Here is a 15,952-nt window from a genome sequence, read left to right on the forward strand (position 1 = left end):
ACGCCAGTCATGCGGGCGACTTCGAGCAGGTCCTCATCCGTGGCGTCGGCGCGGCCGTTGCCACCTGCGCGACCGGCATGGCGGCGGAGCCTGCGGGGGCCGGCGCGACTGAGGTGACCGGGGCGACGGACATGGCAACCGGCGTGACCGGAGCCTGCCTTGCAACCGCCACAGCCTGCGGGGCCACGGCCGGAGCCGGCGCGCCAGGCTTGCGCTGCATGGCTTCGATGACGGCCTGCTTCGGACCATCGGCGATGATGCGGCCCTTGTCGATGACGATGAGGCGGTCGACGAGATCCAGCATGCTATAACGATGGGTGGCGATGATCAGCGTCGTCTTGCGATCGAAGGCCTTGGAGAGACGGGCGATCAGGTTGCGCTCGGTCGCGAGGTCCATGGCGCCCGAGGGCTCGTCGAGGAACACGACCTTGGGGCGGGTGAGCAGGAGACGGGCGATGGTGAGCGCCTGCTTCTGGCCGCTCGACAGATTGCTGCCGCGCTCGCCGACAGGCATGTCGAAGCCGCGCGGATGGGTGCCGACGAACTCGTCGACGCCAGTCATGCGGGCGACTTCGAGCAGGTCCTCATCCGTGGCGTCGGCGCGGCCGAGCAGCAGGTTTTCCTTCACCGTCCCGGAGAACAGATCGGAGGACTGGCCGGCGACGGCGACATTGGCGCGCACTTCGGCCATGTGATACTGGCGGATATCAACACCATCGATCAGCACGCGGCCGCCCGACGGGGCAAACAGTCCGTCCAGCAGGCGGCCCAGCGTGGTCTTGCCGGAGCCGATGCGGCCGATGATGCCGATGCGCTCACCGGGATTGACGTTGAAGGACAGCTTGTTGATGACGGGATAATCCGAACCCGGATACTGGAACGAGACATCCTGGAAAGAGAAGGCGCCGCGGGTGATCTCGCGATTGACGAAACCGACCGTCGACGGGCGGTCATCGGGCTGTTCCATGATCTTGTCGAGGATGCGCAGCGACATGGTGGCCTGGCGGAAGCGCGCCAGCGTCATGGCGATCTGGCCGAGCGGCGCGCCGGCGCGGCTGGCCAGCATGACGGTGGCGACGATCGCGCCCATGGCGATGCGGCCTTCGGAGAATTCGTAGGTGCCGGCAATGACGATCAGGACGCTCACCATCTGCTGCACGAACATGGTCATGTTGATGGCATTGGTGGAGACGTGCTTGATCTCTTCGCTGGTGCGGCTGGAATATTTCGTCAGCTCCTGCCAGCGGCGCAGCATGGTGGCTTCGGCGCGCAGGCTCTTCAGCGTCTCGATCGTCGAGATGGTTTCGACCAGCAGCGACTGGCGGCGCGATGCCTCGTTGGCGGCGGTCGCCATGCGCTTGCCGATCGCGGCCTGGGCGTAAAGACCGATCACGACCGAGAGCACGAAGGCGACGGCGGGGATGACGACGAGCCAGCCGGAGATGAGATAGATGACGGCGAGGAAGATGAAGACGAAGAGGCTGTCTATGATGACGCCGATCGTGTTGGACGTGAAGAATTCGCGGACGAACTCATACTGTGTGACGCGGTTGGCATATTCGCCCGTCGACATCGGGCGCGAGGCCAGCGTCGAGTTCAGCACCTTGTCGAACAGCATCTGCGAGAGGCGCAGATCCGCCTTGCGACCGGCATAATCAATCAGCGAGGAGCGCGCGGTCTTCAGCAGGAAATCAAAGAGATAGGCAAGTGTGATGCCGGCGGCCAGAACCCAGAGCGTCGGGATCGCCTTGTTGGGCAGAACGCGATCATAGACGTTCATCGTAAACAGCGGCGAGCCGAGCGCGATCAGATTGATGAAGAGCGCGGCCACCATGACGCGGACATAGGTGCGCCAGTAAGGCGCGAGCGTCGTTGCCAGCCAATGGCGCTTTTCGATCTCGACGGCATTACCAACAAGCGCCTCTTCCGAGGCATTCTGATAATAGAGCGTGAAGGCGAAAGCCGTCTCGGGCTTCAGCGCGATCAGATCCTCGCGCGACAGGCGCGAGGAAACGCCAGCGACGGGAACGATGTCGGTGATGTAAGAGCCGTCCTCGGCCATCTCCAGCAGAGGGAGCACGCCGCCATCGGCAAAGGCGACGATGGCGGGACAATCGAAATTGCCCAGCCGGCAATCGCGCTCCGGATGCTTGATGACCTGAAGGCCGATGCGCTCGGCCATCTGCTCGACGTCATCGCCCTCAAGCGATTCGGTGATCTCATCCGGAAGGCCGGAGAAGAGCACCGTATCGGAGCTTGGTCGACCATAGAACGCTGCCACGGACTTGAACGCGGCCTTGAATGTTTGAAGCGGCATGCTGCCGTTCGTCTCAGATGCAACGTTCCGCATGTTCTATGGTCAGCTGACTACTACTGCTGCCGGATCGGCGCCAGCAGGTCCATAGGCATGCCAGCCTTCTGATGAGAGTCGACTTCGGCATATCCGGGATTCTGAGCGGCCGCTGGGACAGCGAACTCTTCTCGTGCGTAGGGCTTGGCCTGATCCAGCGGCTTCAGCTTCATGGTCTGAAGCAGATTGCCGGATGCGGCGAGGATCTTGTATTCCGCAAACAGCGAGGCAACGCGGGCCGTATCGGCCAGCACCTTGGTGTTGAAGCGGGTGTTCTGCGCATCGAGCACATCGAGCAGCGAGCGCTGGCCGACCTTGAACTGCTCGCGGTAGGAACCGACCAGCTGGTTGTTGATCGACGACTGCTTGGCAAGAATGCCCGACAGTTCGCCGCGGCTGACGCGTTCGTTCCAGGCGGAGCTGACCGATTCCTTCACCTCGCGCTGCACCTGCGCGAGCGCATAACGCTCTTCGCCGGCGCGGCGGATCTGCTCCTGCTCGCGGGCGACATCGATGCCGCCGCGATAAAGGTTCCAGCGGGCAACGACGCGCACCTGGTAATCGTTGGTGTTGCCTTCATCGCCGTCGATGTCGTTACCAACGCGGGCCGTACCTTCGAGGTTGACCTTCGGCAGATAATTGGCGCGCGCGCCGCGAACACCGGCATCGGCCGCGTCAACATCGGCGTTGGCCGAGAAGATGCGCGGGCTGTTCTTGTTTGCGACGAACAGTGCATCGTCGAGCGTCTTCGGGATATACTTGGCGACCGATGGTGGGGTCTGGGCATTGACGATCGGCTGGCCGACGGCCTTCATGAAGCGGATCTTCGTTGCTTCCAGCTCTTCAAGCGCTTCGCGCATGCGGGCCTTGGCGGCCTGCAGACGTTCGCTGCCCTGAAGACGGTCGGCATCGGTGAGCGCGCCGCCCTTGATGCTTTCATTGATATCGCCGACCATCGCCGTGTGGAAGGAGACGTTTTCCTTCGCGGCGGCAACGATCTGGTTTTGCAGCATATATTCCAGGTAATCCTGGGTTACTTCGAGCGCCAGCGCTTCGGAGCGCTCGAGGACCCGAAAGGAAGCGCCATCGACGCGCGAGGCCTGCTGATCGACCTGCGACTTGCGCGCGCCGCCATCAAACAGTGTCTGCGTGACCGTCACGCCGACATCTCCGGGCGACAGATAATCATGGTCGGAGCTCAGCGTGCCCGTGGTCGAATTCGACAACCGGCGGCGGCCGATGCCGCTCTCCAGATCAACCGACGGCAAGTATAACCCGCGCGCCTGACGAAGCTCAAACTCGATTGCTTCTTTGTCTTTTGCAGCCTGAAGTATCTGCGGATTGGTTTTCATCGTCGTTTCGATGGCCTGCTGCAAAGACATCGCATTGGCGCCGACAAAAAACGAGAAATTCAGAGCAACAGTGGCAGACAATGCTGCAATAATGCTTTTGGTTTTAAACAAGACGGATGCCCCTCAACATCTAAATTCACCGAGTGAACCCGTATACCGAACGCTTTCATTCGGCAAACAAGTAACACCTATTTTTCCACATTCCAATTCCGGTACAGATCTTTCCTGCGGAGACGGTTAATTCCCTAGTATCAAGCGCTAAAGCTAGAATTTTACAGGGTTTTTTAACGCCAACTTTTCCCGTCCGTGTTTATCTGCCGTTACTTCCACAGGGACCTGCCCCGCGATGAAATTCCGTCAGCGTTACCAATCCGCAACAAACCTTTCCGCACTCCGCATCGCATCGATCGTTTCGATCTGCTTCGCGGCCTTCTCGGTCGGTTTTTTACTTATCTTAAACCTTCTGATGCCGGAGCGACCATTTTTGGTTGGATTCGTCGGAGCCACCGCTATTTCGCTTTTTGTTGCATTTCCGCTGCTGATGATGCTGCAGATCAAGAATAACGAGCTCAGAAAACTGCAGGAAGCCGTTAACTATTCTCAGCGGCACGACAGCGTTACCAAGACGCTGAACGGAACAGCCTTCGCGGCCGCCGTCGAACACTATATCGATCGCCGCAAGCGTATCTCCACTGACGCGGGCGGTGTGATGATCGCCGTCGTGATCGACACGCTGGACGCCATCAGCCGCCGCTACGGGCCGCAATGGGCAGACACCGTGATGCAGTCGCTGGCCGCGATCACCCAGTCCTCGGTGCGCTCGGGCGACCTCGTTGCACGGCTTGCCACCAACGAGCTCGGCGTGTTCCTGCCCGGTGCCACGATCGAGAACGCCCAGGATGTCGGCATGCGCATTCGCCGCCGCTGCGAACAGGCGGCATTCACCGCCGGCGACGCACCGCTTTCGCTCGACATCCGCCTCGGCGGCGCCGTCTTCGACGGCCCGACCGACTTCAACCACATCCGCCAGCTGGCCGACGAAATGGCCATGGACCGTGGTGGTGGAGAGGGCGACGAGATCGTGCCGATCTCGAGACTGCCGGCGGCCTGAGCGGCCGACGCGGACAAGGCAGCAATCGCGACGTGATCTTGAGGCGCCATCGGGCGCCTCTTTTCGTTTGGGCGATTGGCGGATGGATCGGGGTTTCGGCCAGGCGGAGGCATGGCGGCGGACGCTGGCGTCGATACCGGCGAACGCAGGCTGGAGGCGTATCGCAATCGCCGCGGCTTGCCGTAGCACAGCGAAGACCTGCCGCACCAACAAGATCCGCCGCGCCTCACCAGCCACTGGTATCGCAACGCTTCTCGCCATCCGAAGCGAAACAGTCCACGTGGTTTCATTCGCTGTCGACCGACCGCGCAACCAGGCTGGCCGCAACGGCCGACTGCCCGACCATGCTCCGTGTCTCGATCGTACGGCGATGGGGAGCCGGCCTCCCCTCACCCCTCGCATCCCCCTCAAAACGCGAAAAAGGCGCTCGCGCGCCTTTTCCCTTGTCATGTCATGCGGAGTGTTCCGCCTGTCCGTTAGCCGACATGCGGCGCGGTGGTGGTGTCGTGCTTGTCGTCGAACAGGATCTTCACCGCTTCCGTGGTGTTCTGGAGAACCGCCACGTCGTGCCAGCCGCCATTGGCGTTGACGCTGACCACCGTGTCGGCACCCTGCACCGTCGTCTTGACGCTCGAGAGCGCCTCGGCTTCGGTCGCCTGGTGGCCGAGCAGGCTGTCGAGGAGCTTCGACACGTCAAGCGTATCGCCCTCTCCGGCCTTGTAGTCGGTGATCACGTCGGCGATCTTCACGTCCGAAAGCGCGTCGGCATCAAGCACGAACGTATCGGCGCCTGCGCCACCCGTCATCGTCACCATGCCGCCGGCGCCCGAAAGAACGTCGTTACCGTCGCTGCCGATCAGCGAGTAGGCATGATTGCCGTCCCCGCTGCCGAGCGTTGCGTCGAAGGCGACTTCGACGAAGTGGCCAGTGGAGCCATCCGTCAGCGTGTAGCTGCCATCCGCCAGGATCGCCTGACCGTTGATCGCACTATCCGACGCATGCGCATCGAGCGACAGGCTGGCGATCTGATGATCAGCGAGGCTCGAAAGCTCGCCGGCATCGCTGATGCCATTGTGGTTCAGGTCCTGCCAGATGGTGAGCTTCGAGAAGGCCTCATCATTAGCATCGATCTTGCCATCATGGTTGCTGTCGAGCGTCGCCAGCGCCTGAAGACCATCGACATAATTGCCGCCGGCAAAGTGCGGCGAGAAGATCTCGCTGCCATTGTCGATCTTACCGTTGCCATCCACATCGTAAGCCAGGATCCCATCGGAACCGGCCGTCCAGGCGATCTTGTCCTGGTGACCATCGGCGTTGATGTCGAAGGAGACGCCATGCTCGAGAGTGGTGAGCGCGATGCCGTTGTGGTCGAGGTCGAGGATGATGGGGTCGATGGCGGACGTGGTGAAGTTGTTGGACGTCAACGTCCCGAAGCCCACACCGGTCAGGGTCATGATGTGGTCGAGCGTGAAGCCCCGGGTGTCTGCCTGTAGGTTACCGTTAACGTTGGTGCCAATCGTCATCAGATAGATGCCGGCGTCGGCGCTGGTACCCATGCCGGAATAGACAATCACCTCGTAAGTGCCGGACGAGATGGAGCCGATTGCGGCCGCGATCGCTGCCTTGACGGAAGTGTTGCTTGTTGAGCTATCGTCGTTCAGCGACGCGCTGACATGCGATGTGACCTCAAGTACCTTGTTTCGGTCGATGCTTACGAGATTGGTGCCACCCCCTACTTCCTTGAAGCCTGCCGCACCGATAGATACCTGATCCACCTTCACGGCCAGCTTGTCCAACGTGCCGGACGTCGAGAAATTGGCGACCGTGGCGTAGGTGTTGCGGTTCGAAGCAATCGAGTCGTGCTTGAACAAGAGTGTATCGGAGGCGCCATCGCGCGCTCCAAGGTCGACATTCCACCTCCGGCTACCGGCCGTACCAGCGTCGATGACGACCGTGTCGGCACCGCCTCCGGCGAAGATGGAGTCACCGGCCGATCCGGAAAAGATCGTGTCTCCGCGCGCAGTGCCGGTCAAAGTGCTGGCCGATCCGGCCGTGTTGCTCAGCGTCCAGGCGCCAACGCCGCCGGCGTTGGAGAGATTGATGTCGTTTCCTTTCGCATCGATCGAGGCGCTGCCACCATTTACCGTCTCACTTGTGGCTGTCCAATCGCTTGTCGCCGTCGCGTTGACGGCAGCTGTTGCCGATACCTTGAGGATGTCGCCACCCGACAGATCCGTCACCGTATCCGTGCCGCTGTCAACGACGAAGGTGTCGTTTCCGGAACCGCCGGTCAGCGTGTCGTTGCCGCCACCGCCAGTCAGCACGTCGTTGCCGGCGCCACCGATCAGGACGTTTGCGCCTGCATCACCCGTCAACATGTCGTTGCCGGAGCCACCGGTGACGTTCTCGATACCCGAGATCGTCGTGAAGCCGGTTGCCGATCCCTTGGATAGGTCAACGGTCACGCCTTCCAACGTTGCAGCGTAAGAAAGGAGATCGGTGCCGCCCTGGAGGTTGGCGTTGATCGTCTCGACATTGGTGACGGTGCTGCCGTTAAACTGGGTGAGGACCCCGCCAGTGATGACGGCGTTCAGTGTATCGGAACTGCTTGTTCCGGTGATCGACAGCGTATCGTTGCCGGTTCCGCCGTCGATGATATCCGCGCCGTCCCCGATCGTGTAGTTGAACGTGTCATTGCCAGCGCCGCCGAGCAGAATGTCGTTGCCGCTGCCACCGCTGATGGTGTCGTTGCCGTCGCCGCCATCGATGAAGTCGTTGCCAGCACCGCCGGACAGGACGTCATTGCCGCCCATGCCGTAGATCGCATCATCGCCAGATCCGCCGTCGACGGAATTGGCCAAGCCGTTGCCAATCACCACGTCATCGCCGCCGCCTGCCTGAACCTGGCCGGTGACGTTGCCTTCAATAAGGATCAGGTCGCCATGTCCGTTATCATAGTTCGCATAATTCAGCGAGCTGTTATCCGTAATATGGTAGGTCCCAGCCCAGTACTCCAGGGCGCTGAATGCGACGTAGGTTGACTGAACCGTGCCGAGGCTGTCGGTAACAGTCACGCGGTATACATAGAGACCCGCATCTTCCTCTGGATCAAAAAGCCAACTGTCGGGATTGCCTGTAACCGCAAGCGTATCCTTGTTAAACGAAAGCCAGTTGTCAGGGGTCGTCGTGTAAACCCCCGATACGGTGTAGGAGGCATTTCCCGTTACGTCGAAGAGCGTCTTCAGGTTGAAGTTGATCCTGTTCGGATAGTCACCGTCCCATGTGAAGGCGTAACGGCCCGTCGCATCCGTGCTCTCGTCGACGGTCGCGGGTACCGCGTCCGAGGTGCCTTTGATTTCGACCTTGATGTCCTGCGATGCCGAACCATCCGCGGACAATACCGTCAGCTTGTCGTAGACGGTCTCGCCGGTGTTGAGTGCCTGGACAATCGCCGAGCTGTTGTTGAGCTTGTAGGTCCACTCGCCCGTGCTCGCGTTGAAGCTGAAGTCGCCGTAGGTACCCTTCAGCGCGGTCGGCGCCTGGAAATGCGCCTCGCCGGTGTCGACATCGGTAACCTTCAGGGTACCGGCCGCCGACTGGATCGCGCCATCTTCCGTGACCGTTCCAGTCGCCGTGCCCGTGATTGCCGCGGGATCATTGGTACCGTTGATGGTAACCTTGATCTCCTGCTCGGCAGTCCCGTCGAGGGACTTCACCTTCAGCGTGTCGAAAACCGTCTCGCCAGCCTTCAGGGCTTGTACGTTTTCAGCGGTATTGTTCAGCGCGTAGGTCCAGACGCCGGTGCCGGCGTTAAAGGCGAACGTGCCGTAGGTGCCGCTCAGCGATGTCGGCGCCTGGAAATGGGCTTCGCCGGTATCAACGTCCTTGACCGTCAGATTGCCCGATGCCGTGAGCTGCTGGGTGCCGCCGTCCTCGGTGACCGAGCCGGTCGCCGTGCCGCTGATCGACGCAACGTCGTTCTTGCCGGTAATCGTGACATCAATGATCTGCTCGGCGGTGCCGTCGAACGACGTCACCGTCAGCGTGTCATGAACCGTCTGCCCATCCGTGAGCGACTGAACATTCGCGGCGGCGTTGTTGAGCGTATAGCCCCATGCGCCTGTCGCCGGATCGAAGTTGAAAGTGCCGTAGGTGCCGCTTAGCGAGGCCGGTGTCTGGAAGTGCGCTTCGCCGGTATCAACGTCTGTTACCGTCAGGTTGCCCGATGTCGTGAGCTGCTGGGTGCCGCCGTCCTCGGTGACCTTTCCGGTCGCCGTGCCGCTGATCGACGCAACGTCGTTCTTGCCGGTGACGGTGACGTCGATGATCTGCTCAGCGGTGCCGTCGAACGACTTCACCATCAGCTTGTCATGAACCTTCTGCCCATCCGTGAGCGACTGCACGGCGTCGGAGCCGTTCTTAAGCTCATAGGTCCAGGCACCGGTCGTGGTGTTGAAGCTGAAGGTGCCGTAGGTGCCGTCCAGCGATGCTGGGGTCTGGAAGTGCGCTTCGCCGTGATCGACGTCCACGAGCGTCAGGACGCCCGATGCCGTGAGCTGCTGGCTGCCACCGTCTTCGGCAACCGATCCGGTCGCGCTGCCGCTGATGGTGGCAACGTCGTTCGTGCCGACGATGGTGATGGTGATCGTCTGATAGGAGGACGGCGTGCCGGTCTGGTCGAGAACGGCCACCTGGTAGGTCTGGACGATGGTCTCGTCGGCGGCCAGGAAGTCGACATCCTTGTCGGCGACGCTGAAGTTGAAATTCAGCTGGCGACCGCTGCCGTCCGCGTTTGCGGCGGTGGCGAGCGGAGCCCAGTCCACGCTGCCGATAAACGTCGAACCCGGCGCGGTTGTCGTGAGATTGGTGATTTTCAGCGTGTGCGTGTCGTGGAGATCGACGTCGCCATAGGTGATCGTCTGGCTTGCCTTCAGCAGGGTCGATGAACCCGTCTGGCCGGCCGCTTCGGTTACAGAACCCGCGGTCTGCGCCGACGTGATGTAGGGGGTGTCGTTTGTGCCCTCGATGGTGAAGCTTACCTCTTTCGAGGTGCCGTCGAACGATTTGACGATGAAGGTCTCGACCCTCGTCTCCCTGTCGCTCAGATATTCGACCAGGCTGGCATCGACCGAGTAGGTGTAGGCGCCCGCCGCGTTGATGGTCAGCGTTCCGAGATTGGTGCCCTTGCTGGCGACCACCTCCTGGAAGGACGACTGGTCGTGGTCGACATCGGTGACGGAGATCGTGCCCGTGGCGACCAGATGGCCGTTGTCGACGTGATAGCCCTCGATCAGCTTGGTCTCTGTCGGCGCGCCGATGACGGCTACGTCATTGGTGCCGGCGATCGACACTTCGATCACCTTCGATGCGGTTCCGTCCGCGGATACGACCGTGATCCGGTCCGTCAGCTGGTCCGTGGCGTTCATGCGCTGGATCACAGTGCTTTCATTGTCCAGCGTGTAGGTCCAAGCGCCAGTCGCGGCATCCAGCGTGAATGTGCCGTAGCTGCCCTTCAGCGATGCCGGCGTCTGGAAGTGCGCGTCGCCGGTATCGCGGTCGCTGACCGTGACGGTGCCGCCCGTCGTCAGATTGGTGTCTTCCTTGACGCTGCCCTGGAAGGTGCCGGAGATGCTTGCGGTGTCGTTGACGCCCTTGACGGTCACATCGAACGTCTGAGTGTCGGTCGCGCCCGACTTGTCCGTGACGGTCAGCGTGAAGCTTTCGGTCGCGGTGATCTTCAGACCCTCGATGGCCGCTTCGTTCGGCACGAAGATGTAGGCGCCGGTCGACGTGTTGAGGAAGAGCGTTCCGTAGTTGCCGGTCTTGGCGATGTCGTATCCGTACTTCTGCGTCGAATCTGAGCCGCCATCCACGCCATAGGTTGGCTTGTCACCGGCGTCACGATCGGTGGATGTCAGCCTGCCCGTGACCGAGCTGAAGCTGTCGTCGTTCTTCGTGTCCAGGTACGTGACACTCGTGGCGCTGCCTGATGTCACGGACAGTTCCGGCTTGTCGTTGACGCCGTGGATCTCGACGGTGAAGGTTTCGGTGTCCGAGACCCTGGAACCATCGGTGACCTTGATATCGAAGGTTTCCTTGGTATCGGTCTTCGTGGCCTCGATCGCGCGGTCGTCCGGCTGGTAAATATAGGCGCCGGTGCTGCTGTTCAGGTAGAGCGTGCCGAACTTGCCGACCGACTTTACCGTATAGTCCACACCATTGACGGTGTAACGCGCGTTAGAACCACCGTCGATGCCGTATGTGGCGCTATCGCCGATGTCACGGTCCGTCGAAACCAGCTTGCCCGTCACCGCCTTGAAGCTATCGTCGTTCGGCGTATCCGTGAAGGAAATCGTAACCGGGGTGAGCTCGGGCGTATCGTTGCTGCCGTCGATCTTGACGACGAAGGTCGTGCTGTCGGTGCCGCCCGAGGCGTCACGCACGGTAAGGGTAAAGCTTTCCTGCCTGTCGGTCTTCACGCCCTCGATGGCGGCATCGTTTGGAACATAGACATAGGCGCCGGTGACGCTGTTGACGAAGAGAGTACCGTAGCTGCCGGTCTTGGCGAGGTTGAAGCCTTCACGGGCGTTGGACGCCGTTCCGCCATTGACGCCGTAAGCGGCGGTGTCGCCGGCATCGCGGTCGGTCGAGGTCAGCGTACCGCCGACATTCGCGAAGGTGTCGTCGCTCTTGGTGTCGTGATAGGTGACGCTGTTGAGCGTCGCGGAAATTTCCGGCAGGTCATTGGTGCCCTCGACGCTGACCGTCAGGACTTCCTTGGCGGATGCGCCGGACTGGTCGGTGACCGTCAGATCGAAGGTTTCCACCGCGCTGGTCTTCAGCGCCTCGATGGCCCCATCCTTCGGAACGTAGAGATAGTCGCCCGTGTGGCTGTTCAGATAGAGGGTGCCGTAGGTCCCGACCTTCGCAACGTCGTAATCGCGGGCGATGATCGCCGAGCCACCGGTAACACCATAGGTGTGGCGGTCATATGCATCGCGGTCGGCGGAGTAAAGAGTACCTGCCCGCGCGAAGAATACGTCGTCGTATTTGCTGTCCGTATAGGTAATGTTTTTCAGCGTTGCGTAAAGCTCAGGCGTGTCGTTGGTGGCGCTGATGTCAACGGTGAAGCTCGCCGTATCGGACGCGCCGGTGCCGTCCGTCACCTTGATGGTGAAGCTCTCGGAAGCATCCGTCTTGCGGCCCTCGATCGCCCGGTCATCGGGGACGTAGACGTAGGCGCCGGTGCTGCTGTTGATGTAGAGGGTGCCGTACTTGCCTTCCCTGGCGGTGTCGTAGCGGACGCCATCCAGTTTGACGCCGACGCGTTCGCCGTGATCGACGCTGTAGGTCGTGCTGTCGCCGATGTCGCGATCGGTCGAAACAAATGAACCCTTGACGAGCGTAAAGCGATCGTCCGCGGCGGTATCGGTGAACGACAAGGAAACGGGCGACAGTTCCGGCGTGTCGTTGCTGCCGAGAACATTGACCGTCAGTGTCTTGGTGTCGGTGGCGTTGGAGCCATCCGTAACCGTCACGTTGAAGGTTTCGGCAGCCTTGGTCTTCAGCCCCTCAATGGCGGTGTCGTTCGGGACGAAGCTGTAGGCGCCGGTGGCGCTGTTGACATAGAGCGTACCGTAGGTGCCGACCTTGGCGACGTCAAAAGCGTCATTGAGGTAGTGGCCGGTGGTCACGCCGGCGCCGCCGATGCCGTACTTGGCGCTGTCGCCCTTGTCGGCGTCTACCGTCGTCAGCTGGCCGGTGATCGGCGCGAAAGTGTCGTTCGCGGCCGTGTCGGTGAAGGTCAAGCTCGTGGTCGAGGCCGAGAGATGCGGCGCGTCGTTTACGCCTGTTACGGCAACGACAATCGTCTGTGTTGCCGTGCCGTCGGCGGATACCACCGTCAGCGTTTCGTTGACGACCTGGTCCTGGCGCAATTCTTGCGACTTGGCATCGTCGAGCGTGTAGGTCCAAGCGCCCGAAGTCGTGTTGAAGGTGAAGGTGCCGTAGGTACCGGACAGCGAAGACGGCGTCTGGAAATGTGCTTCGCCATGGTCGACATCCTTGACGGTGAGGACATCGCCAACCGTCGTGATCGCACCATCCTCGGTCAACGCACCCGATGCGACGCCCGAAATCGTGGCCGTGTCGTTCTCGCCGGTGACGGTGACCTGGTAGACGCCCGCCTTGGCGTCGCCGTCGGCATCGGTCACGGTAAAGGGAATGGTTATGGTGGCGATTTCGCCGGCGTTCAGCTGCTGGAGGAAGCCGGAGTTGATGACGATATGGCCATCCTTGTAGTAGTAATCGTCTTTCGAAATGGTCAGCGCGATACCGGCGGCGGATGCCACCGTGGCCGAACCCAGCGTTACCTCGCCCTTGCCATCGGCGCCGAAGGAGAACTGCTTGCCTTCCGCGAGGTCAAAGGAGAACGCGTTCGAATCCTCGCTCAGCGCGGCCGTGAAGAGCGGCGCCGCAGTGCCATGCGTCAGGCTGATATTGGCGAGATAGGTGCCGGTGAAATCAGCCGTGCCGACTTCCTTGAAGACCAGCTGGTTGCTGCCGGTGGCGGATGCCAGGAGATCGGTGATCGTGACGGTCTTCATGGCCGAGAGGTGATCGAATGTGCCGACCAGCGTATTGTTCCAATAGACTTCCAGCTTGGCGGAGGCCGTGTCGGGCGAGCCTACCTCGAAGGTCAGCGTCAGCTTCTCGTTCGCCGCCAGCCCATTGATGGCCTGCGAGATGGTGGTGTTTCCGGGCGAAGAGCCCATATCCACCATCGGCGCGCCGTTGGAGGTCTTCATCCCCATGTAGCCGTCGCTGACGCGCTCGAGCTGGTTGATCGCTCCGGTGCCTTCGACCTTCCAGCCGATGCCGTCGTTGGCAGAGCCGGCATATTTGCCGTTATCCCAGCCTTCCTTGTGCCAGCCTTCATCGGAGAAGTTGCCGTTGGCAAGGAGGTTGGCGGACTGGGCGGTGCCGACGATCGTCGGCTTGTCGTCGGCGATGTTGACGCGGATGATGCTTGTGACGGAATCGCCGTCGCCATCCTTGAAGGACACGGTCGCATCGACGCGGATGCTGTCGATCGGCGCCTTGTCGGCCTGGGCGATATGATCGATGGGTTGCGACAGTTCGGCCGTCACCGTCGTGCCGTTCGCCGACAGCGTGATTACGGGGTGACCGATATCACCAACATAGCCAATGATCTGCGTACCATCAGCCGACATGGTGAAGATGACCGGCTGGCCATGCGAGGTCAGCACAGAGGTGTAGGTCGCGCCTGGGCCGGAAAGCGTGAAATCGACGTTGCCGGGAATTCCGGGTCCGAGATCCAGATGAACCTTGCCCGTGAAGCTCGTCTCGCCGGCGCCGTCGGCGCCGTAGTCGACCGTAAAGCTCTTGGACCCGGTGTCCAGTGTCGTGCCGGTGATGTCGGCTTCGGTCAGGTTGATGTAGCGATCAGCATCCGATGTCGTGGGGACGTCGTCGTTGACTGTCACCGTAAAGTTGACGGGCAGTGTGTCGCCGTCGGCGTCCTTGGCGGTGACCTGGAAGTTGAGGCCGATCTGCTCGTCCTGGCTCGGTGCGACGGCCAGAAGCTCAATGCCGCCTTCGGAGCTCTCGCCACCGTCAGAGCCTGCGGTCTGCGGGTGATCGATGCTCTGCAGGAGTTCGAAAGTGTAGGCGCCGTTGGCAGCAGCCGGATTAAGGGTGACGACGAAAACGGGAACTGTCTGCAGGCCCGAGAGCTCGCCTTCATGGACCGGAACGACGATGTAGCCGGTCAGCGTGTGGCCATCGGCGGAAATCTCGTAATGGATCTGCTCGCCATGCGAGGTCAGGCCCGTCGGCGCGTTCTGCGCGTCGAAGGTCACGTCGCGGTTGCTGCCCTTGTCGGCGCCCCAGTCGATACCGAGGGAGGCCGTGGGCGCAGGATGGCTCTCGCCGCCGGTGATGCCGCTTTCGTTGACTGCGCTATCCGGGGTCTTGGCCGTGGGATCGATAACAGGCGCATCATCGCGGATATCGACCGAGCCGATGCCGGTGACGCTGTCGCCGTCCTTGTCAGTGACTGTGTAGCTGAACTGCAGGCGCAGCACATCATCGGCGCCGCTTTCGCCCCTGTCGGGATGATCGAGCGGGCCGAACTGGGTGAAGGTGTAGGCGCCGGTCAGGGTATTCGTGACCGTCAGCGTGAAGACCGGCTGGCCGTCGACCGAGCCGGTGATGGTCAGGCCGTTGATGGTGACCACGACCGGCTGGCCGTTGGAGGTCAGATCGACATGCGTGCCGTTCTGGGTGCCTTCATCCATATTGAGGGAATCGGAGAGACCGACGGCGGTGATGACGCCGAAGTCCTTGCCGGGGATGAAGCCGAACTGGCCGTTGACGACCTGGGTCGAGAAGGCGCCGTTGGCATCGCTGACTTCCGTTACCAGCGAAATGCTGCTTGCCGTTATGAGGGGAACGCCGTTCTGTTCGTCCGGCGTGCGCTCTGGCGCACCGTCCACCTGCTGCGTATCGGCCAGCAGTGACGCGAGCTGCGTCGGGTCGCCGGCATTGCCGGGTGTCGCGTCCTGGAAATTAGCGCCGGAGCTCGAGGGCGAGGAGCTGGCGGAATAGGAGCCGTCGGGGCCGGCGGCGACGTTGATGTTGCTCTGTTCGAGAGCGGCGATCACGGCCTGCTGGGGCAGCTCGACTTCGCCGAGCAGGAAGGTCGGAACGTGGAGCGCGCCGTTGACGATGACGATCTCGGTGCCGTCTGCCTGGACGAGGACGAGGTCGTTGCCGCGGACGTGGATATCGTCGATCGCAGTACCTGCAGGCAGATGCGCGATGTTGTTCTGATCCGGGACAACCTGGCCTGCCGGTGCGGCGGCTGCGGCCTCCTGGGCGGCCGGCAAGCGGCCGGTCGTTTCAGTCGATTGCGCGCCCTGCTGGTCGCTCGCCTGAGTGGTTCCGGCCTGTGCGACCTCGACGCCATCACGGGCGGAAGTCTGCAGGCGAGCGTCCTGATGAATATCGGAGATCAAGTCATGCGATGCGTTTTCATTTTCAACGGCAGAGATGCGAGAATCTTCGATAGACATACAAAATACCCCAATGAGAAACTGAGGCCAAATAATTCCGCCG

General features: G+C 61.5%; 4 protein-coding genes. 1 reads left to right on the forward strand and 3 read right to left on the reverse strand.

All coding sequences use genetic code 11. The features are described from left to right. Positions 1-7: 7 nt before the first annotated feature. Positions 8-2,350: a type I secretion system permease/ATPase gene (locus ACCD05_RS29505; RefSeq protein WP_413397081.1), complete on the reverse strand. Its 2,343-nt coding sequence runs from the start codon at positions 2,348-2,350 to the stop codon at positions 8-10. Positions 2,351-2,370: 20 nt separating this feature from the next. Next, positions 2,371-3,732 carry a TolC family outer membrane protein gene (locus tag ACCD05_RS29510; RefSeq protein ID WP_047508392.1) on the reverse strand — a complete coding sequence of 454 codons (1,362 nt, stop codon included), beginning with the start codon at positions 3,730-3,732 and terminating at the stop codon, positions 2,371-2,373. 454 nt (positions 3,733-4,186) lie between these two features. Between ACCD05_RS29510 and ACCD05_RS29515 the strand changes: the two genes are divergently transcribed. After that, positions 4,187-4,813 (forward strand): GGDEF domain-containing protein, encoded by a 627-nt coding sequence (locus tag ACCD05_RS29515; RefSeq protein WP_245205369.1) that lies wholly within the window; start codon positions 4,187-4,189, stop codon positions 4,811-4,813. Positions 4,814-5,289: 476 nt separating this feature from the next. Here the strand turns inward: ACCD05_RS29515 and ACCD05_RS29520 are convergent, their stop codons facing one another. Further along, complete coding sequence (locus ACCD05_RS29520) at positions 5,290-15,909, reverse strand: VCBS domain-containing protein (protein WP_413397084.1); 10,620 nt, start codon at positions 15,907-15,909, stop codon at positions 5,290-5,292. Positions 15,910-15,952 lie beyond the last annotated feature (43 nt).

The sequence above is a fragment of the Rhizobium sp. Rhizsp42 genome (assembly GCF_047304155.1).
Classification (GTDB): domain Bacteria; phylum Pseudomonadota; class Alphaproteobacteria; order Rhizobiales; family Rhizobiaceae; genus Rhizobium.